Annotated in this window: 17 protein-coding genes; 15 read left to right on the top strand and 2 right to left on the bottom strand. The window is 73.1% G+C overall.

Going from position 1 to position 20,720, the window contains the following annotated elements; genetic code table 11:
• Window positions 1-51 precede the first annotated feature (51 nt).
• The 5 genes from rsmI to ACWC97_RS22455 all read left to right on the top strand — a co-directional run bounded on the left by rsmI (window position 52) and on the right by ACWC97_RS22455 (window position 4,395).
• Entirely contained in the window at window positions 52-957 is a 906-nt protein-coding gene (gene rsmI / locus ACWC97_RS22475) for a 16S rRNA (cytidine(1402)-2'-O)-methyltransferase (RefSeq protein WP_352276840.1), read from the top strand.
• A 246-nt stretch (window positions 958-1,203) separates the two neighbouring features.
• Entirely contained in the window at window positions 1,204-1,593 is a 390-nt protein-coding gene (locus tag ACWC97_RS22470) for a hypothetical protein (protein ID WP_450651144.1), read from the top strand.
• A 104-nt stretch (window positions 1,594-1,697) separates the two neighbouring features.
• Window positions 1,698-2,564 (top strand): TatD family hydrolase, encoded by an 867-nt coding sequence (locus ACWC97_RS22465; RefSeq protein ID WP_352276844.1) that lies wholly within the window; start codon window positions 1,698-1,700, stop codon window positions 2,562-2,564.
• A gap of 44 nt (window positions 2,565-2,608) precedes the next feature.
• A complete protein-coding gene (gene rsmA, locus ACWC97_RS22460) occupies window positions 2,609-3,505 on the top strand; it encodes a 16S rRNA (adenine(1518)-N(6)/adenine(1519)-N(6))-dimethyltransferase RsmA (RefSeq protein WP_352276845.1) in 897 nt (298 codons plus the stop codon).
• Window positions 3,502-4,395, top strand: a complete 894-nt coding sequence (locus tag ACWC97_RS22455) for a 4-(cytidine 5'-diphospho)-2-C-methyl-D-erythritol kinase (protein WP_450651142.1) — start codon at window positions 3,502-3,504, stop codon at window positions 4,393-4,395. The genes rsmA and ACWC97_RS22455 overlap by 4 nt, the downstream gene beginning before the upstream one ends.
• Before the next feature lie 58 nt (window positions 4,396-4,453).
• Here ACWC97_RS22455 and ACWC97_RS22450 read toward each other — a convergent pair whose 3' ends face one another.
• Window positions 4,454-5,188 (bottom strand): lipoprotein, encoded by a 735-nt coding sequence (locus tag ACWC97_RS22450; RefSeq protein ID WP_450651141.1) that lies wholly within the window; start codon window positions 5,186-5,188, stop codon window positions 4,454-4,456.
• A 130-nt stretch (window positions 5,189-5,318) separates the two neighbouring features.
• Here ACWC97_RS22450 and ACWC97_RS22445 point away from each other — a divergent pair, with 130 nt between their 5' ends.
• From ACWC97_RS22445 to ACWC97_RS22425, 5 genes are all read left to right on the top strand, one after another.
• Window positions 5,319-7,136, top strand: coding sequence for an ABC-F family ATP-binding cassette domain-containing protein (locus ACWC97_RS22445; RefSeq protein WP_450651139.1), 1,818 nt, complete (start codon window positions 5,319-5,321; stop codon window positions 7,134-7,136).
• Between the two features lie 166 nt (window positions 7,137-7,302).
• The gene (locus tag ACWC97_RS22440; protein WP_450651137.1) at window positions 7,303-9,108 is read left to right on the top strand and encodes an outer membrane protein assembly factor BamB family protein; all 1,806 of its coding nucleotides are present in this window, start codon (window positions 7,303-7,305) and stop codon (window positions 9,106-9,108) included.
• A gap of 280 nt (window positions 9,109-9,388) precedes the next feature.
• The gene (locus ACWC97_RS22435; RefSeq protein ID WP_450651135.1) at window positions 9,389-11,242 is read left to right on the top strand and encodes an outer membrane protein assembly factor BamB family protein; all 1,854 of its coding nucleotides are present in this window, start codon (window positions 9,389-9,391) and stop codon (window positions 11,240-11,242) included.
• Window positions 11,243-11,410: 168 nt separating this feature from the next.
• On the top strand, window positions 11,411-13,336 hold the full coding sequence (locus ACWC97_RS22430; protein WP_352276856.1) for an outer membrane protein assembly factor BamB family protein: 1,926 nt from the start codon (window positions 11,411-11,413) through the stop codon (window positions 13,334-13,336).
• A 168-nt stretch (window positions 13,337-13,504) separates the two neighbouring features.
• Window positions 13,505-14,182, top strand: a complete 678-nt coding sequence (locus ACWC97_RS22425; RefSeq protein ID WP_352276858.1) for a response regulator transcription factor — start codon at window positions 13,505-13,507, stop codon at window positions 14,180-14,182.
• 50 nt (window positions 14,183-14,232) lie between these two features.
• On the opposite strand, the gene bla is transcribed toward ACWC97_RS22425, so the two are convergent.
• Entirely contained in the window at window positions 14,233-15,174 is a 942-nt protein-coding gene (gene bla, locus ACWC97_RS22420) for a class A beta-lactamase (RefSeq protein ID WP_450651133.1), read from the bottom strand.
• 179 nt (window positions 15,175-15,353) lie between these two features.
• Between bla and ACWC97_RS22415 the strand changes: the two genes are divergently transcribed.
• The 5 genes from ACWC97_RS22415 (at window position 15,354) to galK (ending at window position 20,537) form a co-directional block, all read left to right on the top strand.
• Window positions 15,354-16,334, top strand: coding sequence for a LysR family transcriptional regulator (locus ACWC97_RS22415; protein WP_450651131.1), 981 nt, complete (start codon window positions 15,354-15,356; stop codon window positions 16,332-16,334).
• Window positions 16,331-17,233: a serine hydrolase gene (locus ACWC97_RS22410; protein WP_385206754.1), complete on the top strand. Its 903-nt coding sequence runs from the start codon at window positions 16,331-16,333 to the stop codon at window positions 17,231-17,233. The genes ACWC97_RS22415 and ACWC97_RS22410 overlap by 4 nt, the downstream gene beginning before the upstream one ends.
• Before the next feature lie 117 nt (window positions 17,234-17,350).
• Window positions 17,351-18,394: a galactose-1-phosphate uridylyltransferase gene (galT, locus tag ACWC97_RS22405; protein WP_392278563.1), complete on the top strand. Its 1,044-nt coding sequence runs from the start codon at window positions 17,351-17,353 to the stop codon at window positions 18,392-18,394.
• A complete protein-coding gene (gene galE, locus ACWC97_RS22400; RefSeq protein ID WP_352276862.1) occupies window positions 18,391-19,371 on the top strand; it encodes a UDP-glucose 4-epimerase GalE in 981 nt (326 codons plus the stop codon). Before galT ends, galE begins: the two co-directional genes overlap by 4 nt.
• Complete coding sequence (galK, locus tag ACWC97_RS22395; protein ID WP_352276863.1) at window positions 19,368-20,537, top strand: galactokinase; 1,170 nt, start codon at window positions 19,368-19,370, stop codon at window positions 20,535-20,537. Before galE ends, galK begins: the two co-directional genes overlap by 4 nt.
• Window positions 20,538-20,720 lie beyond the last annotated feature (183 nt).

The following is a 20,720-nucleotide window of genomic DNA, read 5'->3' as shown; positions in this document are numbered from 1 at the left end:
CGCCATCGTAGGGAACGCGTCTGTGGGAACGCTGTCGCCCGTGCTGGGAGGATGGTTCCCGTGACTGGAACGACTGGAACGCTGGTACTGGCAGGAACCCCGATCGGCGACGTGGCGGACGCCCCGCCCCGGCTCGCCGCCGAGCTGGAGACGGCGGACATCGTCGCGGCCGAGGACACCCGGCGGCTGCGCCGCCTCACCCAGGCGCTCGGCGTCCACACCACGGGCCGGGTCGTCTCCTACTTCGAGGGCAACGAGGCGGCCCGTACGCCCGAACTCGTCGAGGCGCTGACCGGTGGCGCCCGGGTGCTGCTGGTCACCGACGCGGGGATGCCGTCGGTCTCCGACCCCGGCTACCGGCTGGTGGCCGCCGCCGTGGAGAAGGACGTCAAGGTCACCGCCGTGCCCGGCCCGTCCGCCGTGCTCACCGCGCTCGCCCTGTCCGCGCTGCCGGTGGACCGCTTCTGCTTCGAGGGCTTCCTGCCCCGCAAGGCCGGTGAGCGGCTGGGCAGGCTCCGCGAGGTGGCCGGGGAGCGTCGCACCATGGTCTTCTTCGAGGCCCCGCACCGGCTCGACGACACCCTTGCCGCGATGGCCGAGGTCCTGGGCGCCGACCGCCGGGCCGCGGTCTGCCGGGAGCTGACCAAGACGTACGAAGAGGTCAAGCGCGGCCCGCTGGGCGAGCTGGCGGCCTGGGCGGCCGAAGGCGTACGCGGTGAGATCACCGTCGTCGTCGAGGGCGCCGCCGAGTCCGGGCCCGAGGAGCTGGACGCCGAGGAGCTGGTGCGCAGGGTCCTGGTGCGGGAGGAGGCGGGGGAGCGGCGCAAGGAGGCGATCGCCGCCGTCGCCGCCGACGCCGGACTGCCCAAGCGGGAGGTGTTCGACGCGGTCGTGGCGGCGAAGAACGCGGCCAAGGACGCGGCGAAGACCGGAGCGAAGGGCGGAGCGAAGGGCTGAGCGGAGAACACCGCCGCCGGCCCTTGATCGTGCACCTGCTTCCGGTAGGTCAAAAGGACTATCGTAAAAAGCAAAGCAAGAGCCGCGCACCGGCCTTTTCCGCCACGAGAAGACCAAAAGGACTCCAATAGTCGGCCGGGCCCGGTGCGCTCTTCCTGGTGAAGGCGTCCACTGGTTCGGGGACGCGTTCTCCGGCTCTCCGGGCCGCCTGCCCGGGGAGCCTGTCCGGCGGACAAAGGAGCGGGCATGAGCGACATCGCAGCGACCACCGCACACGAGGCGTACGCCTTCGCCTGCATGAGGTGCGGGTACGGCTGGGAACAGGCGTACGAGATAGAGCACCACGTCGACGGTTCGAACAACGCATTCGTCATCTACAAGGCGGACGGGGAGCAGGTCCCCTCGCCGCTCTCCAGGCCCAGCTGCGCGAACTGCGGCGGAGAGGTCGTCCGCATCATGCGCCCCGGCCGGGTCTCCACCGTCCAGCAGCTGCTCCGCCACTCCCCGCCGGTCCGGTTCAGGCCCGCCGCCGGGAGCGCCGACGCCCCGGAGCCCGCGGGCGCGACCCCGGTACCGGCGGCCACCGGCCACCACTGGCACCTGTCCGACCTGCTGCACCCCTTCCACCGGAAGTAGCGCCTCCACCGGGCCGCCGGAGACCCGAGCGGGGCCTCCACCGGAAGCGGCACCTCCACCGAAACGGCACGGGGTCACCGGCGCGCCCTCGTACGATCGTCCGCATGAGCCGTACCGAAGCCCCGCCGCTGCCCGAACCCCTCCGGGTGCCGGTCGCAGACTCGCACACCCACCTGGACATGCAGGACGCGACCGTCGAGGAGGCCCTGGCCAGGGCCGCCGCGGTCAATGTGACCACCGTGGTCCAGGTGGGCTGCGACCTGGCCGGATCGCGCTGGGCCGCCGAGACCGCCGCCGCACATCCCCAGGTCCACGCGGCGGTGGCGCTGCACCCCAACGAGGCCCCGCGCATCGTCCACGGCGACCCGGACGGCACCGCCCGCCAGGGCGCCCGCCCGGCCGGCGGACGGGCCGCACTGCACGAGGCCCTCGCAGAGATCGACGCCCTGGCCGCCCTCGACCACGTACGCGGCGTCGGCGAGACCGGGCTCGACCACTTCCGCACCGGCCCCGAGGGCATGGCCGCTCAGGAGGAGTCCTTCCGAGCCCACATCGAGATCGCCAAGCGGCACGGCAAGGCGCTGGTCATCCACGACCGCGACGCCCACAAGGACGTCCTGCGCGTCCTCGCCGACGCGGGCGCCCCCGAGCGCACCGTCTTCCACTGCTACTCCGGCGACGCCGACATGGCCCGGATCTGCGCGGACGCCGGGTACTTCATGTCCTTCGCGGGGAACGTCACCTTCAAGAACGCCCAGCCGCTGCGGGACGCCCTGGCGATCGCCCCGCTGGAGCTGCTGCTCGTCGAGACGGACGCGCCGTTCCTGACCCCGGCCCCGTACCGGGGCAGGCCGAACGCGCCGTACCTGATCCCGGTCACCCTGCGCGCGATGGCCGAGGTGAAGGGCGTCCAGGAGGACGTCCTGGCCGAGGCGGTCGCCGTGAACACGGCGAGGGCCTTCGACTACTGACCGAGGCGCGGGGGAGCCGCGCGGGGTGCCCTTACGCTTTACAGGTGAGCACCACAGAGCCCGACGCCCTCCTGGGCCCCGCAGACATCCGCGAACTGGCCGCCGCGCTGGGCGTACGCCCCACCAAGCAGCGCGGCCAGAACTTCGTCATCGACGCCAACACGGTCCGCCGGATCGTACGGACGGCGGAGGTCCGCCCGGACGACGTCGTCGTCGAGGTCGGCCCGGGGCTCGGCTCGCTGACGCTGGCCCTGCTGGAGGCGGCGGACCGGGTGGTCGCCGTGGAGATCGACGACGTGCTGGCGGGCGCTCTGCCCGCCACCGTCGCCGCCCGGCTGCCGGAGCGGGCCGACCGGTTCGCCCTGGTGCACTCCGACGCGATGCTCGTCCGGGAGCTGCCCGGCCCGGCGCCCACCGCGCTGGTCGCCAACCTTCCGTACAACGTCGCCGTGCCGGTCCTGCTGACCATGCTGGAGCGGTTCCCGACCATCGAGCGCACCCTCGTCATGGTCCAGGCCGAGGTCGCCGACCGGCTGGCCGCCCGGCCGGGCAACAAGGTCTACGGCGTGCCCTCCGTGAAGGCCGCCTGGTACGCGGACGTCAAGCGGGCCGGCTCCATCGGCCGCAACGTCTTCTGGCCCGCGCCCAACGTCGACTCCGGGCTGGTCTCGCTGGTCCGGCGCACCGAACCGCTCGCCACGACGGCGAGCCGCACCGAGGTCTTCGCGGTCGTGGACGCCGCCTTTGCCCAGCGCCGCAAGACGCTCCGGGCCGCCCTGGCCGGGTGGGCGGGGTCCGCCCCCGCCGCCGAGGCCGCCCTGGTCGCCGCCGGGATCTCGCCGCAGGCCCGGGGCGAGGCGCTCACCGTCGAGGAGTTCGCCGCCATCGCCGAGCACAAGCCGACCAGCACCACCAGCGAGCCCACAGGGAGCGACGCGTGAGCATCACCGTCCGGGTACCGGCCAAGGTCAACGTCCAGCTCGCCGTGGGTGGCCCGCGCCCCGACGGCTTCCACGACCTGGCCAACGTCTTCCTCGCGGTCGGCCTGTACGACGAGGTCACCGCCACCCCTGCCGACGCGCTGCGCGTCACCTGCTCCGGGCCGGACGCGGCCCAGGTCCCGCTGGACGCGACGAACCTCGCCGCCCGCGCCGCGATCGCGCTGGCCGAACGGCACGGCATCGCCCCCGACGTCCACCTCCACATCGCCAAGGACATCCCCGTCGCCGGCGGCATGGCGGGCGGCAGTGCCGACGGGGCCGCCGCCCTGCTGGCCTGCGACGCCCTCTGGAACACCGGCGCGGACCGCGAGGAGCTGCTGGCCATCTGCGCGGAGCTCGGCAGCGACGTCCCGTTCAGCCTGGTCGGCGGCGCCGCCCTCGGCACCGGGCGCGGGGAGCACCTCACCCCGGTCGAGGTCGGTGGCACCTTCCACTGGGTCTTCGCGGTCGCCGACGGCGGCCTGTCCACCCCGGCCGTCTACGGCGAGTTCGACCGGCTCACCGCGGGCACCGACGTCCCCGCGCCCACCGCCTCGCCCGCCCTCCTGGACGCCCTGCGCACCGGCGACCCGAAGGCCCTGGCCGCGGCGGTCTCCAACGACCTCCAGCCCGCCGCGCTCTCCCTGCGCCCCTCGCTCGCCGACACCCTCGCCGAGGGCACCGCCGCAGGGGCCCTGGCCGCCCTGGTCTCCGGCTCCGGCCCGACCACCGCCTTCCTGGCGGCGGACGAGGAGTCGGCCCGCCAGGTGGCCGCCGCCCTCATGGCCTCCGGCACCTGCCGCGAGGCCCGCACCGCAGTGTCGCCCGCCCCGGTGGCCACGGTCCTGTAGACGGCCCGCACGAGGGGGAGCGGGCCGGAGAGGGCGGGCTCCCGCGCCCTCCGCCAGGTCAGCCGAGCCGCACGGTCTTCTTCGCCAGCTCGTAGGCCGGGAGCATCTGCTCGTGCTCCCGCGTGTCCATCCCGCCCAGGTGGACCACGACCGGGCCGTCCGGGGTGGCGACGGCGAACGCCCGCTCCTTCTTGCTCTCGTCCAGCAGCTCGCTGTGGGCCGTGTAGGCCACCTCGACCGCGGGCAGGTCACCGGCCCTGACCTCGGTGTAGACGAACTTCTCCGCGCCGTCCTCGGCCGCCGTGAATCTCTCCAGGGCCCGGCGCGGGGTGGCGTCGGACTTCTCGCCCCGCCACACCCGCAGGAACCCGATGTTCCCCGCGGGCTTCGCGTCGATCTCGCAGATCAGGGTGGCCCCGCCCTGCACCCCCAGCGCGGCGCCCAGCTCGGAGTCCTTGTCTACATGGGCCGCCTTCGGCTTCCAGGACGCCGCGAGGTCGAAGGAGAGGGGCATCGGGCAGGCCGAGCCGGCGGCTCCGACCGAACCCGCCCCGGCGGCGGTCCTCCCGGCCGCCCCCGCTTTCTCCCCCGCCTCCGCGTCCGCCTTCCGCGACGGTTCCCCGGCGTCCGCGTCCCGTGCCGGGGACGTGCAGCCCACCAGGACGAACGCCGCCAGCACCGCCACCGCCGCGGTCACACCGCGAACCGGTCCGCGAGCGGCGTCGCGCCGGGCGCCGTGCCGGGCGCCGTCCATGACGTCGCGCCGTGCGCCGTGCGCCGTGGAATTCCCCATCGATGTCCCCACTCCCGAAATGCCGAAGCCCTTCCGACCTGGGCCGCGGCCCTTGATCGGTCGCCGCACGCTAGCGCAGCCGTCGGCCGATTACCCTGGAGAGTCGATCGATCCACCGGGCAGGAGTGAAATGGCCGTCAATCTGGTCAATGTCGAGCAGGTCAGCAAGGTGTACGGCACCCGTGCCCTGCTCGACGGGGTGTCCCTCGGTGTGTCCGAGGGGGACCGGATCGGCGTCGTGGGCCGCAACGGCGACGGCAAGACCACGCTGATCCGGATGCTCGCCCGGCTGGAGGAGGCGGACAGCGGCCGCGTCACGCACAGCGGCGGGCTGCGGCTCGGCGTCCTCACCCAGCACGATTCGCTCGACCCCGGGGCCACCATCCGCCACGAGGTGATCGGCGACCTCGCCGACCACGAGTGGGCGGGCAGCGCCAAGATCCGCGATGTGCTCACCGGCCTCTTCGGTGGCCTCGCCCTGCCCGGCTTCGAGCACGGTCTGGACACCGTCATCGCCCCGCTCTCCGGCGGCGAGCGGCGCCGGATCGCCCTGGCCAAGCTGCTGATCGGCGAGCCGGACCTGATCGTCCTCGACGAGCCCACCAACCACCTCGACGTCGAGGGCATCTCCTGGCTCGCCGGCCATCTGCGCGCCCGCCGTTCCGCACTCGTCTGCGTCACCCACGACCGCTGGTTCCTCGACCAGGTCTGCACCCGCATGTGGGACGTCCAGCGCGGTTCGGTCTACGAGTACGAGGGCGGCTACTCCGACTACGTCTTCGCCCGCGCCGAGCGCGAGCGGATCGCCGCCACCGAGGAGACCAAGCGGCAGAACCTGGTCCGCAAGGAGCTGGCCTGGCTGCGCCGCGGCGCCCCCGCCCGTACGTCCAAGCCGCGCTACCGCATCGAGGCGGCCAACGAGCTGATCGCCGACGTGCCGCCGCCGCGCGACACGAGCGAGCTGATGCGGTTCGCCAACGCCCGGCTCGGCAAGACCGTCTTCGACCTGGAGGACGTGACCGTCCAGGCCGGCCCGAAGACCCTGCTCCAGCACCTCACCTGGCAGCTCGGCCCCGGCGACCGGATCGGCCTGGTCGGGGTCAACGGCGCGGGCAAGACCTCGCTGCTGCGGACGCTCGCCGAGGCGGCCCGCACCCAGGGCGACGTGCAGCCCGCCGCCGGGAAGGTCGTCGTCGGCAAGACCGTCAGGCTGGCCTACCTCTCCCAGGAGGTCCGCGAGCTCGACCCGGCGCTGCGGGTCCTGGAGGCCGTCCAGCAGGTACGCGACCGGGTCGACCTCGGCAAGGGCCGGGAGATGACCGCGGGCCAGCTCTGCGAGCGGTTCGGCTTCACGAAGGAGAAGCAGTGGACGCCGGTCGGCGACCTCTCCGGCGGTGAGCGGCGCCGGCTCCAGATCCTGCGCCTGCTGATGGACGAACCGAACGTCCTCTTCCTCGACGAGCCGACCAACGACCTCGACATCGAGACCCTGACCCAACTGGAGGACCTCCTCGACGGCTGGCCCGGGTCGATGGTCGTGATCTCCCACGACCGGTTCTTCATCGAGCGCACCACGGACCGGGTGATGGCCCTGCTCGGCGACCGCACGCTGCGGATGCTGCCGCGCGGGATCGACGAGTACCTGGAGCGCAGGCAGCGGATGGAGGAGGCGGCCACCCCGTCCGCCGCCCCCGCCCCGGCGAAGGAGACGGCCGCCCCGGCGGCGACGGTCTCCCCGCAGGCCGCCCGCGCGGCGAAGAAGGAGCTCCAGAAGGTCGAGCGGCAGCTCGACAAGATCTCCACCCGGGAGACCGCGCTGCACGCGCAGATCGCGGAGCACGCCACGGACTTCGAGAAGGTCGCCGCGCTCGACGCGGAGCTGCGTGAACTGGTCGCCGAGCGCGACGAGTTGGAGATGCGCTGGCTCGAACTGGCCGAGGACGCCTGACGGCTGACGCTTGGGCGGCCGACGCATGGCGCCTGAAAGCTGACGGGAACGCGGTGGTTCGGCGGGTGCGTCAGGTGTGACGGATGGGGCTCACGGGGCGGGTGATAGAAAGAAACCTTGCCCCGGTTCCGCAGCCGGGCCGATCCGCACGAAGGGGGACGTGCTGATGACCCAGCCGCCCGGCCAGCAGCCGCCGCAGGAGGGCTTCGGGGCTCCGTACGACCCCCCGCCGGCCTCCTGCGACCCCCCGCCGAACCCGTACGGGCAGCAGCCGAACCCGTACGGCCGGCCGCCGCAGCAGCCCGGCCCGTACGGAGCGCCCGCCCAGCCGGGCCCGTACAACGCCCCGGCCCAGCAGCCGGGCCCGTACGGCACGCCGCCCCAGCAGCCCGGTCCGTACAACGCTCCGACCCAGCCCGGTCCGTACAACGTGCCCACCCAGCCCGGCCCGTACGGCGCACCGCCCCAGACGCCTCCCGGCCCTCCGGCGGGCGGCTCCTCCGGTGGGGGCGGCTTCTTCCGGGGGAGGCGCGGGGCGATCGTCGGCGGCGTGATCGCGGTCGCGCTGCTCGCCGGGGGCGGCGTCTGGCTGGCCACTGGCGGCAGCGAGGACCCGTCCCCCGGCGGGAAGGCGAGCGCGAGTCCCACCGTCCCCGCCCCCAAGCCCACCGGCAAGGGCGAGGAGAGCCCCGGCCCGAGCGACCTGCGCGCCGAGGCGGACGGCATCAACAAGCTGCGCGGCAAGGGCGAGGCGAAGGTCCTCTGGCTCCAGGAGGGCGGCATCGACCTGCCCCGCAACGGCCAGAACGCGTACGGTCCCTGGTTCGTCGGCGACACCGTCGTCAAGGCGATGTACCGCACCGTCTCCGCCTACGCGGTCGGCGACGGCGCCGAGAAGTGGACCCTCCAGCTGCCCGGCCGGATGTGCGGGGCCCCGTCGCAGGCGACCGCCGACGGCAAGATCGTCCTCGGGGTCGAGGTCGGCACCGGCGACAGGGCGATGTGCAACGGGCTCCAGATGGTCGACCTCAGGACGGGCAAGGCCGGCTGGTTCAAGAGCTACCGGCGCCAGGGGGCCTGGGACATGCTCTCCGACCTCGCGATGGCGACCAACGGCAACACCGTGACCGTCGGCCGCACGACCCGGACGGATGCCTTCCGGATCAGTGACGGCAAGGTGCTCTTCGGTGAACTCCCGGGCAACTGCCAGCCGTTCGGATTCGCCAGCGGCCCGGAGGGCATCGCGGCGGCGAGCTGCCAGACGGCCGAGGACGACCACAAGGAGCAGCTGGTCGAGCGGATCGACCCGGCCACCGGAAAGCTCCTGTGGAAGTACAAGGTCAAGAAGGGCTGGCAGATCGGGCAGTTCTACTCCGTCAATCCGCTGGTCGTCTCCCTGGAGAAGAAGGAGGAGAAGGGCTGGGCGATCATCACGCTCAACCCGGACGGCACCTACCGCTCCCAGCTGGTCGGCGGCAAGGGCGAGGACTACCGGGTGCAGTGCGACTCCGACCTGATCACCGGCAACGGGAACCTCGACAACTGCGCCGGGGTGGCCACCGACGACCGGACGGTCTACCTGGCGACCAAGTCCTTCGGTGCCGACGCCTCCGACTCCGCCGTCGACAACAAGGTCGTCGCCTTCGACCTGGCCACCGGGAAGCCCCGCTGGCGGTCCCCGGCCCCCGCCGGGCAGGGCATGATGCCGCTGCGGACGGAGAACGGCCGGCTGATCCTCTACGTGGAACCGGAGTCGAAGAAGGGCGGTGCCATCGCCGCCCTGCCGCAGACCGGCGGCAAGCCCGAACTGCTGCTCCAGCACCCGGACGCGGGATCGCCGACCGAACGCTCCCTGTTCCAGCCCCGGGTCGTCTACCGGGACGGCCGTTCCCTGGTGATGACCACGTTCATCAGCGGGATCAAGGACGGGGACGAGGTACGGGCGAAGTCCTTGGAGATGTTCGGCGACTGACGCCGCGACGGGTGGAAACCTTGGTACGAACGCAAGGTCCCAGGCGTAACGGAGCCATCACGGGGCGGTTCTCCCTTGGGAACAGGGGATGGACCGACCCGCTGTCCGGGCATCCGCGGGTGGTACAAAGAAGCCCCGCTCGACTGACGCAACGCCGCGGGATCCATGCCCGATTCGCTCCTTTCCGGGGAATTCGGCGGGGTTTCGGCCCCGTGGTGTTCCACGGAATCGCGGGGGAGATCGGAACGGGCATCCGGACCGCACGAAGGGGGACGTGCTGATGACCCAGCCGCCCAGCCAGCAACCGCCGCAGGGAGGCTTCGGCGCGCCGCAGGACCCGCCGCCGGGAACTCCTCAGCCGCCCCAGGCCCCGCCCCAGCCGCCGACCCAGCCGGGCTACGGCTACCCGCAGCAGGCCCCTCAGCAGCCCCAGCCGCCTCAGCCGCCGACCCAGCCCCAGCCCGGCCCGTACGGTCAGCAGCAGCCGGGCCCGTACGCCCAGCAGCCTGGCCCGTACGGGCAGCAGCCCGCAGCCCCCACCCAGCAGCAGCCGGGCCCGTACGCCCAACAGCCCGGACCCTACGGCCAGCAGCCCGGTCCGTACGGGCAGCAGCAGCCGGGTTACGGCTACCCGCAGCAGCAGTACCCGGGCGCCCCGGCCCCGGCCCCGGGCGGTCCGGGCGGTCCGGGCGGCGGCTCCGCCAAGCGCAAGCCCGCGATCATCATCGGTGCCGCGGTCGCCGCGCTCGCGGTGATCGGCACCGGCATCTACGTCGCCACGAGCGGCGGCTCCGACGACAAGCCCGTCGCGAAGGAGAGCGAGGGCGCCAAGCCGAGCGTCTCCGCCTCCGTCGACCAGGGCGACGGCAACGGCGACGGCACGGGCCGCGGCGGCGACGGGGACCTCAACGCCGGGCGCAAGGCCGGCGAGGCCAAGGTTCTCTGGCTCCAGACGAACGACGTGGACCTGCCGCGCAACGGCTCCGACGTACGCGGCCCCTGGGTGGTCGGCGACACGATCGTCAAGGGCATGTACCGCCAGGTCACCGGCTACTCCGTCGCCGACGGCAAGAAGAAGTGGTCGGTCGACCTGCCCGCCGACCTGTGCGCGGCCCCCAACCAGACCACCGCCGACGGCAAGATCGTCATCGGGGTCAAGAACGGCACCACCAGCCGGGCCGACTGCGCGGACCTCCAGATGATCGACCTGAAGACCGGCAAGGCGGGCTGGAAGAAGTCCGTCAAGAAGAACGGCACCTGGGACTTCCTCTCGGACATCTCCCTCGCCGTCAGCGGTGACACGGTCACCGTCGCCCGCACCGGGAACTCCAACGCGTACCGGGTCAGCGACGGCAAGGAGCTGTTCGGCAAGCCCGCGGGCAACTGCCAGCCCTTCGCGTTCGCCGGCGGCTCCAAGCTGATCGCCGCCGCCAGCTGCCGCACCGACGACGTCGACAACCCGCAGCACCAGATCCAGGAGATCGACCCGGCGACCGGCAAGGCCCGGTGGACGTACCAGCCCAAGCGCGGCTGGGAGATCGACAAGGTCTACTCGGTGGACCCGCTGGTCGTCTCGCTGAAGAAGGAGAAGGAGTGGAGCATCCTCGCGCTGAAGCACGACGGCACGCTGCGCTCCGGCCTCTCCAGTGACAAGGGCGACTCGTTCGCCCCGGACTGCGGCAGCGCCTTCGCCGTCTTCGGCAAGTCCCTCGACGGGTGCACCGGGGTCGCCGCCGACGCCAACACCTTCTACATCGCGACCGACGCGGGCGGCGGGCTCGAACAGACCAACAAGGTCGTGGCGTTCAACCTGAACACCGGCAAGCCGAAGTGGAAGGCCACGGCCCCGGCCAAGACCACGGTGAAGCCGCTGCGCATGGACGGCGCCAACGTGCTGCTCTACATGGAGCCCGGCTACCAGCGCGGCGGCGGCATCGCCACCCTCGCCCCGACCGGCGGCGCCGTGAAGACGGTGCTGACGCACCCCTCGTCGACGTCCCAGCTGGAGAAGAGCTTCTACCGGCCGCAGATCGTCTACGCGGACGGCCGCTCCTTCCTCGCCAGCGGCCGGGTCAGCGCCAGAAACGACAAGGAAGAGCTGGAGACGAAGACCATGATGGCCTTCGGCGACTGACGGCTCAGGAAGTCCCTCGACGGCCGGACCCCGGTGGGGACCGGCCGCCGAAGCCCCACGGCTCACGGCCGGCGGGGCGGCCGGATCGCACCGCCCGCCCCGCCGCCCCCGTCCCACCACTCTCTTTCCTTCCAGTCCCTCCAGTCCCCTCCCAGAGGTACGTACGCCATGACGCAGCCGCCCAACGAGCCGCCCCAGGGCGGATTCGGCGCCCCGCAGGACCCGCCGCCGGGCGGGTTCGGTGCCCCGCAGGACCCGCCGCCAGGTGGATTCGGCGCCCCGACCCCGCCACCCGCCGGTGCCCAGCCACCCCAGGCGCCCCAGACACCTCAGGGCCCGCAGTCCCCCGCGACGCCGCCCGGCGGGTACGGCTCCCCGACCCCGCCGCCGCAGCAACAGCAGCAGCCGGGCGCCGGGTACGGCTACCCGCAGACCCAGCCGGGCTACGGCTACCCCCAGACCCAGCCCGCCCAGCCCGGCTACGGCTACCCGCAGGCCCCCGTGCCCGGCCAGCCGCAGCAGGGCTACGGCTTTCCCCAGGGCATGCCGCCCGGCGCGCCGCCCCAGCAGGGCTACGGCTACCCGACCGCGCCGATGCAGCAGCAGCCGATGCCGCCGCAGAACACCGGCGGCGGCAAGAAGTTCACCACCCAGATGCAGATCATCGTGGCCGCCGCCGTGGCCGTCGTCCTCATCGTGGGCGGCGGGATCTGGTACGCCAACAGCGGCGACGACAAGAAGGACGAGGCCACCCAGTCCGGCGGCACCAGCGGTGGGACGGACGGGGAGAACAAGGGCGGCGGCGCCACCGACGGCGCGGGCAAGGAGAAGGCCCCCTCCGACCCCAAGTCCACCGTCGCCTTCCAGGTCCCCATGCCCAAGGTCACCGAGGTCACCAAGGTCGACGGCTCCTGGCTGACCGACAAGGCGTACGTCAAGACCGGGCTGAACGAGATCGTCGCCTACGACCCGGCCAAGAAGGGCGCCAAGCTCTGGTCCATCCCGCTCGCGGGCCAGGTCTGCGCCGCCTCCCGGCACATGTCCGACGACTTCCGGACCGCGATCCTCTTCCAGCAGAGCAAGCCCACCAAGCAGCTCAAGTACCCGCCGTGCAACCAGGTCGGCGCGCTCGACCTGAAGACCGGCAAACTGCTCTGGAGCAAGTCGATCACCGCCGCCACCAGCGGTGACGCCCCGGTCCGGTTCGCCGAGGTCACCGTCAGCGGCACCACCGTCGCCGCGGGCGGCCTGGAGGGCGGCGCCGCCTTCGACCTGAACACCGGCGCCGAGCGCTGGAAGCCGAAGACCTCCTCCGACGGCTGCTACGACCTCGGCTACGGCGGCGGCCCCGCCCTCGCCGTGGTCCGCAAGTGCGGCACGTACGACGACCCGCAGCTCGTCATCCAGGCGCTGAACCCCACCTCCGGGGCCCCGATCTCCTCGTACAAGATGCCGCCCGGCGTCGACTACGCGAGCATCGTCTCCACCAAGCCGCTGGTGGTCGCGGCCGACGTCGGCGACACCGCCGGTGACGGCAGCGGCATCTCGGACTTCTTCTCGATCGACGCCGAGACCGGCAAGCTGACCACCCGGATCGCCGCCGACGCCGAGAAGTACGCGGCGCGCTGCGCATCCACCGAGGTCGAGAGCTGCAGCCAGCTCGCGGTCGGCAACAACCGCATCTACCTGCCGACCGAGGAGCACGAGGGCACCGGCGACTACGGCAACACCAACGAGATCGTCTCCTTCGACCTCACCACCGGCAAGCAGACCGGCGACCGGGCCGACGCCGGCAACCGCTACACGATGTTCCCGCTCCGGATGGACGGCGGCAACATCATCGCGTACCGCGAGCCGCCGTACGACAAGGGCGGCCAGGTCGTCTCCATCGACGGTGCCACCTTCAAGCAGACGGTGCTGATGGAGAACCCGAGCGACGAATCGGTCCGCAACGCGGAGACCAGCTTCACGCCGGACTACTCCGAGTTCGTCTACAGCGACGGGCGCCTCTTCCTGTCCGCCACGATGGTCAGCAAGCCGAGCGGTTCGCTGGACAACGACCGCCGACTGGTCGTCAGCTTCAGCCGGGGCTGACACGCGCGTAAGTACGAAGGGGGTGGTGCCCGGGGACGGGCACCACCCCCTTCGCGTGTCCCGTCGCCTTTTGGCCGTAAGGCGCCCCTCGGCGTCGAACAAGCGTGTAACTTGCCGGACCAGGAAAGCCGGGGTGCCCGGCGTGCCGGTGCGACGGGGGTGTGTGCGATGGGCGTGCGGCTGATGGTGGTCGATGATCACAGGCTGCTCGCCGAGGCGCTCGCCTCGGCGATGAAACTCCGCGGCCACCGCGTCCTCGCGGCGACCGCGCCGACGGCCGGCGCGGCCGAACTGGTCGTCAGCAGGGCCCCGGAGGTCTGCCTCTTCGGCACCGCCGCCCCTGCCGCCCCCGGCACCTTCGACCCGGTCGCACGGATCAGGCGGGAGCGCCCGCAGGTGGCCGTCGTGGTGCTCGGACCGGTGCCCAGCCCGCGCGGCATCGCGGCGGCCTTCGCGGCCGGCGCCGCCGGATACGTCCGCCACGACGAGCGCATGGAGGGCGTCGAGCGGGCCATGGTCAAGGCGCGGGCCGGCGAGGCCGCGGTCGCGCCGCAACTGCTGCGCAGCGCCTTCGCCGAACTCCTCAACCCGGCCGCGGCCCCGGACGACGAGGGCCGGCGGCTGCTCCGGCTGCTCACCCCGCGCGAGGTCGAGGTCCTGGTGCGGGTCGCCGAGGGCGAGGACACCCGGGTCATCGCGGCCGGGATGGGGATCGCGCCCAGCACCGCGCGGACGCATGTGCAGCGGGTGCTGATGAAGCTGGGCGTCGGCTCCCGCCTGGAGGCCGCCGCCCTCGCCGCCCGCACCGGACTGCTGGACCGCGCCACCCGCCCCGGAACCGCGTAGGGCGTGTCCCGAAGACCGTTCCTAATGCCGTTACGAAGGCAGTTCCGCCCTCAGGACAGGGACGCGCTGACCACGGCCGCGGCCCGGGCGATCAGCCGGTTGTCGTAGGGGGCGTCCTTGGTGTTGCGGTGGGAGAGGATGGCCATGACGACGGGGGCGGATCCCGGCGGCCACACCACGGCGATGTCGTTGCGGCCGCCGTAGTAGGTGCCGGTCCCGGTCTTGTCGGCGACCTCCCACCCCTTGGGCACCCCGGCCCTGATGAGCTCGTCCCCGGTGGTGTTGTCCCGCAGCCACCGCGTGAGCTGCGCCCGCTCCGGCTTCGGGAGGACGTCACCGAGGACGAAGGCGCGCAGGTCCCCGGCGAGGGCCCGGGGCGTCGTCGTGTCCCGCTGCTCACCCGGCACCCACCGGCTCAGCGCGGTCTCGCGGCGGTCCATCCGGGTCACGTCGTCCCCGATGCCCTCCAGTACGGCGTCGAGTCCCGCGGGCCCGCCGATCTCGTCGAAGAGCAGGTTGGCCGCCGCGTTGTCGCTGAAGCGGACGGCGGCGTCGCACAGTTCGGCCAGCGTCATCCCGGTCCGCACATGCTTCTCGGTCACGGGAGAGTTGGGGATCAGGTCGTCCCGCGTGTACCTGATCCGCTTGTCCATCCCGTCGAGGGAGAACTCGCGGAGCACGGCACCGGCCTCCAGGGCCTTGAACGTGGAGTGGAAGGCGAACCGCTCGCCGTCGTGGAACGCCACCTCCCGCCCGGTGCCGGTGTCGACGGCGTACACGCCCAGCCGGGCGCCGAACTCGCGCTCCAACTCCTCGAGCCGCCCCGCGTACGGCTTCACGGCGCCCTTCCCCGCCGCGCCCGGGACGGACGAGGACGAGGACGGGGAAGCGGACCGGTCCTCGGACTCCGCACCGCAGGCCGTCAGCGGGGTCAACGCGAGAACGGCGGCGAGCGCTCCGAGCCTGGTGCGGTGGGAACGGGCAATGCGCATGATCCGTACCTCCGGTCGCCCCGCTCGGGGCAGGGCAGTCGGGGGACGGAGCGGCAGAAGGCTCCGTCCCGGTGGTGTGAGGGCGTACGAACACCCTGACCCCCGCACCGACATACGGTCCAATACGCGCATGGCCGGTTCCATGCTCTTTCCACATGTGACCCTTCTAGGATGCGTGCGTGGACCTTGTCGGAGCGTGTCGCGCGTTCGTCAGCGTCGGGGAGCGGGGCGGCTTCACCGTCGGCGCCGCCGCGGCCCGGATGTCGCAGCCGGTCGCCAGCCGCCGCATCGCCGCGCTCGAAGCACGCCTCGGCGAGCGGCTCTTCGAGCGGACCTCGCGCCGGGCCGCCGTCCTCACCCCGTTCGGCCGGGACCTCCTCCCGGCGGCCCGGCAGCTCGTGCAGGCCGCCGACGACCTGATCCACGAGGCGCGGGCGGCCGGCAGCAGGCCGGTGCGGCTCGCGGTGCCCGGCACCTGCTCCGCCGTGGCCCTCGCCCACCTGGTGGCCGAGGCCCGGGACCACGGCCTCGTCCTCGACCTCCGCGTCGCACCACCCGCGCGCCGCGCCGAACTGGTCCGCCTCCAGCAGGTCCGCGCCGCCCTGCTGGCCGTGCCGGCCGACGAGGCGGCCTGGTCCGTCCCCCTCGGCCTGGCCGGGGCCGGGGACCCCTGCGTGAACCGCGTCTACCTGGAGACCCTGCGGCTCGGGCGCGGCTCCACCGGCCCGGCCCGTCATGTGTGGCTCCAGCCCGAGGACGACGTACCGCACCTGCGCGACCCGCTGACCCGGCTGCGGGACGCGCTGGGGCTGCGTCCCGGGCAGCTCGCCGTCGCGGCCGATCCGACGACCGCCCTGGCCGAGGTCCTCCGGACGCGGGACCTGCTGCTGTGCTCCCCGGACCAGGCCCGCGAGTTCGGCCTGCACTGGCGCCCCGTCGGGGAGCTCCCCCTCGGCCGTGGCTACGCGCTCGTGGCCGCCGCCGAGGGCGACCCCCGGCCCCTGCGGGACCAGTTGGACGACGCCCTGGCGCGCTGCCTCGGTGCCCCGCCCCGCCCCGCCGCCCCAGAAGTTCCGCCCGGCCCCGGACGTACCGCACGCACCCCGCACACCCGAAGCGCCCCGCGCACCGGCGGCCGCGAGAAGGGCCCCGCGACGTGAACAGCGAGACCCTGCTGCGCGCGCTGCGCCGCCGACTGGACGACGGCGGTCTGCGCGGCTGCCTGCTCGTCCGGGACCTGCGCACGGGCGACGAGCTGGGCATCGACCCGGACACCCGGCTGCCCGCCGCCTCCCTGATCAAGCTCCCGCTGGCCCTGGCGACCGCGGTCCGCGTCCACCGGGGCGAACTCGACGGGGCGACCATGATCGACGTCCTCCCCGGCCGGATCACCACCCCCGGCCCGACCGGGCTGAGCCGCTTCCGCCACCCCGCCCGGATGGCGATCGACGACCTGCTCTACCTGAGCACCTGCCTGAGCGACAGCGCCGCCGCCGACGCGCTCTTCGACCTGACCCCGCCGCCCCGGGTCGCCGCGATCCTCCACGAGCTGGGCCTGGGCGGGATCACCGTCCGGCACACCATGGGCGAGCTGACCGACACCCCCGTCGAACGCTTCGACGCGGCGGGGCGCCACCTCGCCCACGCACTGGCCATCGACGCCGGTACGGGTGGTCGCGGGCACCGGGTGCCGCAGCTCGACACCACTCGTGCCAACACCGGCAGCGCCCGCGCCTTCGTCGACCTGCTCCAGGCCCTGTGGACGCCCTCGGCGATCCACCCGGAGGTGGCCGGGCGGGTCCGCGGCCTCCTGGGCGACAACGTCCTGCGGCATCGGCTCGCCCCGGACTTCGCCTCCGACGCCAGCACCTGGTCCTCCAAGACGGGCACCCTCCTCAACCTCCGGCACGAGGTCGGCGTCGTGGAGCACGCGGACGGCCAGACCTTCGCCGTCGCCGTGCTCACGGAGTCCTCCGTCCCGGCGAGCGCCCAGCCCGGGGCCGAGGCCCTGATGTCCGAGGTGGCCCGCCGCCTGCGCGACCACCTCCGCCAGCTGTAACGCCTCTCCTGCAGCACCCCCTCCCGCGCCCGCCCGCTCCCCGCGGGCGGGCGCCACTCATTGACGCGAATGTTGACTTGTGGTTCATTGTGTTTGGTTATGTTTGGGAGGAGACTGGTGAAGAAGACGGTTACGACGCTCGCCGACGGCCGGGAGCTGATCTACTACGACCGCCGCGAGGACACCGTGCGCGAGGCCGTCGACCAGCGCCCGCTCGGCGCCGTGTCGACCTCCTCCGAGATCCGCCGCGACCCCTTCCTCGGTGACAGTGTGGCCATCGCCTCGCACCGCCAGGGCCGTACGTACCACCCGCCGGCCGACGAGTGCCCGCTCTGCCCCTCGCGGGACGGCAAGCACAGCGAGATCCCCGAGGCCACGTACGACGTCGCCGTCTTCGAGAACCGCTTCCCCTCGCTGGCCGGCGACTCCGGCCGCTGCGAGGTCGTCTGCTTCACCTCCGACCACGAGGCGTCCTTCGCCGACCTCACCGAGGAACAGGCCGCACTGGTCCTCGCGGCCTGGACCGACCGCACCGCCGCCCTCGCCGAACTCCCTCAGGTCAAGCAGGTGTTCTGCTTCGAGAACCGGGGTGCCGAGATCGGCGTCACGCTCGGCCACCCGCACGGGCAGATCTACGGCTACCCCTTCGTCACCCCGCGCACCGAGCTGATGTTCCGCTCCCTGGCCGCCCACCGCGCCGAGACCGGCGGCAACCTCTTCGACGACGTGGTGGCCCGCGAGGAGGCCGACGGCTCCCGGATCGTCCTCGCCGGCGAGCACTGGATCGCCTTCGTGCCGTACGCGGCGCACTGGCCGTACGAGGTCCACCTCCACCCGCGCCGCCGCGTCCCGGACCTGCGCGAGCTGGACGAGGCCGCGCGCACAGAGTTCCCACAGATCTATCTGGAACTCTTGCGTCGGTTCGACCGGATCTTCGGCCCCGACGAGCCGCCGACCCCGTACATCGCCGCCTGGCACCAGGCCCCGTTCGGCGTCGAGGGGCGGGAGGAGTTCGGGCTCCATCTGGAGCTTTTCACCATCCGACGCACCTCCGGCAAGCTGAAGTTCCTCGCGGGTTCCGAATCCGGCATGAACGTGTTCATCAACGACGTGCCGCCGGAAGCCGCGGCGAAGCGACTGAGAGAGGTAGCGAGCCAGTGAGCAAGCCCCCGAAGAAGTACCTGGTCACCGGCGGTGCCGGATACGTCGGCAGCGTGGTCGCCCAGCACCTGCTGGAGGCCGGCCACGCGGTCACCGTCCTCGACGACCTCTCGACCGGCTTCCGCGAGGGCGTCCCGGCCGGCGCCGAGTTCATCGAGGGCCGTGTCCAGGACGCCGGGAAGTGGCTCGACGCCTCCTACGACGGGGTCCTCCACTTCGCCGCGTACTCCCAGGTCGGCGAGTCCGTCACCGACCCCGAGAAGTACTGGGTGAACAACGTCGGCGGCTCCCTCGCGCTGCTCGCCGCGATGCGCGACGCCGGGGTGCGCACCCTGGTCTTCTCCTCCACCGCCGCCACCTACGGCGAACCGGCCACCACCCCCATCACCGAGACCGACCCGACCGCGCCCACCAACCCCTACGGCGCCACCAAGCTCGCCGTCGACCATATGATCACCGGCGAGGCGGCCGCCCACGGACTGGCCGCCGTCTCCCTGCGGTACTTCAACGTGGCCGGGGCGTACGGCACATGCGGGGAGCGGCACGACCCCGAGTCCCACCTGATCCCGCTGGTCCTCCAGGTCGCCCTCGGCCGCCGCGCCTCGATCTCGGTCTACGGCGACGACTACCCGACCCCCGACGGCACCTGCGTACGCGACTACATCCACGTCGCCGACCTCGCCGAGGCCCACCTGCTGGCCCTGGACGCCGCGACCCCGGGCGAGCACCTGATCTGCAACCTCGGCAACGGCAACGGCTTCTCGGTCCGCGAGGTCGTCGAGACCGTCCGCGCGGTCACCGGCCACCCCGTCCCGGAGGTCGTCGCCCCCCGCCGCGCGGGCGACCCCGCCGTCCTGGTCGCCTCCGCCGCCACCGCCCGGGAGCGGCTCGGCTGGACCCCGTCCCGCGCCGACCTGGCCGGAATCGTCACCGACGCCTGGAACTTCGCCCGCCGAGAGGAGCCCACCGCCCCATGACCACCGAGACCGGTGCCCTGACCGCCTCCTTCACCGAGCTCTACGGGTACGCGCCGGAAGGGATCTGGGCCGCCCCCGGCCGGGTCAACCTGATCGGCGAGTACACCGACTTCAACGACGGCTTCGTGATGCCGCTCGCCCTGCCGCACACCGCGCTCGCCGCCGCCGCCCGCCGCACCGACGGCGAACTGCGGCTCCACTCCACCGACGTGCCCGGCGGCGTCGTCCGGCTCCGGCTCGACGGACTGGCCCCGCACGAGGGCCACGGCTGGGCCGCGTACCCCGCCGGGGTGGCCTGGGCGCTGCGCGAGGCCGGGCACCCGGTCACCGGGGCGGACATCCAGCTGAGCTCCACCGTCCCCACCGGCGCGGGCCTGTCCTCCTCCGCCGCGCTGGAGGTCGTCACCGCCCTCGCCCTGAACGACCTCTTCGGCCTCGGGCTCTCCCTGCCCGAGCTGGCGGTGATCGGCCGCCGCGCGGAGAACGCCTTCGTGGGCGTGCCCTGCGGGATCATGGACCAGATGGCCTCCGCCTGCTGCACCGAGGGCCACGCCCTGCACCTCGACACCCGCGACCTCACCCGGCGCCAGGTCCCCTTCGACCTGTCCGCCCAGGGGCTGCGGCTGCTGGTGGTCGACACCCAGGTCAAGCACGCGCTCGGCGACGGCGCCTACGCCGAGCGGCGGGCCGGCTGCGAGGCGGGCGCCGCGGCGCTCGGCGTGGCCACCCTGCGCGAGATCCCGTACGCCGGGCTCGACGAGGCGCTGGAGACCCTGGCCGGGGCCGGGGTGGACGAGTCCGTGATCCGCTACGTACGCCATGTGGTCGGCGACAACGAACGGGTGGAGCGGGTCATCGCGCTCCTCGACGCGGGCGACGCGCGGGCCGTCGGCCCCGTCCTGGACGCCGGACACGCCTCGCTCCGCGACGACCTGCGGGTCTCCTGCCCGGAGCTCGACCTGGTGGTGTCGGCGGCCGGCCCGGCCGGGGCGCTCGGCGCGCGGATGACCGGCGGCGGCTTCGGCGGCTCGGCGATCGTCCTGGTCGAGGAGGAGCGCGCGGAGCAGGTCTCCGACGCCGTGCGCAAGGCGTTCGCCGAGGCCGGGTACACCGCCCCGCGGATCTTCCCGGCCGTCCCCTCGGCAGGCGCCCGCCGCCTCGCGTAGGCCGTCCCACCCGGATCACGCCCGGTTCGCGGGGTCCGGCCCGATCCGAAGGAGACGGCCGGAACCCGGTTATGGCCCGAACACCCAAGCGGCATGGGCCAGTTCTGTGAATTCACTTCCGCCCGGGCCCGTCGCCCGTACTCTGATGCACAGCACCGGTGGGGGCCGGTGCTGATTCAGGGG

Source organism: Streptomyces sp. NPDC001108, assembly GCF_053598535.1.
This window is presented reverse-complemented; position numbering and strand designations above follow the sequence as displayed.

Coding starts and splice junctions, on each gene's coding strand:
- rsmI (WP_352276840.1), top strand. CDS start 52: ATGGTTCCCGTGACTGGAACGACTGGAACGCTGGTACTGGCAGGAACC.
- ACWC97_RS22470 (WP_450651144.1), top strand. CDS start 1,204: ATGAGCGACATCGCAGCGACCACCGCACACGAGGCGTACGCCTTCGCC.
- ACWC97_RS22465 (WP_352276844.1), top strand. CDS start 1,698: ATGAGCCGTACCGAAGCCCCGCCGCTGCCCGAACCCCTCCGGGTGCCG.
- ACWC97_RS22450 (WP_450651141.1), bottom strand. CDS start 5,188: ATGGGGAATTCCACGGCGCACGGCGCACGGCGCGACGTCATGGACGGC.
- ACWC97_RS22445 (WP_450651139.1), top strand. CDS start 5,319: ATGGCCGTCAATCTGGTCAATGTCGAGCAGGTCAGCAAGGTGTACGGC.
- ACWC97_RS22440 (WP_450651137.1), top strand. CDS start 7,303: ATGACCCAGCCGCCCGGCCAGCAGCCGCCGCAGGAGGGCTTCGGGGCT.
- ACWC97_RS22435 (WP_450651135.1), top strand. CDS start 9,389: ATGACCCAGCCGCCCAGCCAGCAACCGCCGCAGGGAGGCTTCGGCGCG.
- ACWC97_RS22430 (WP_352276856.1), top strand. CDS start 11,411: ATGACGCAGCCGCCCAACGAGCCGCCCCAGGGCGGATTCGGCGCCCCG.
- ACWC97_RS22425 (WP_352276858.1), top strand. CDS start 13,505: ATGGGCGTGCGGCTGATGGTGGTCGATGATCACAGGCTGCTCGCCGAG.
- bla (WP_450651133.1), bottom strand. CDS start 15,174: ATGCGCATTGCCCGTTCCCACCGCACCAGGCTCGGAGCGCTCGCCGCC.
- galK (WP_352276863.1), top strand. CDS start 19,368: ATGACCACCGAGACCGGTGCCCTGACCGCCTCCTTCACCGAGCTCTAC.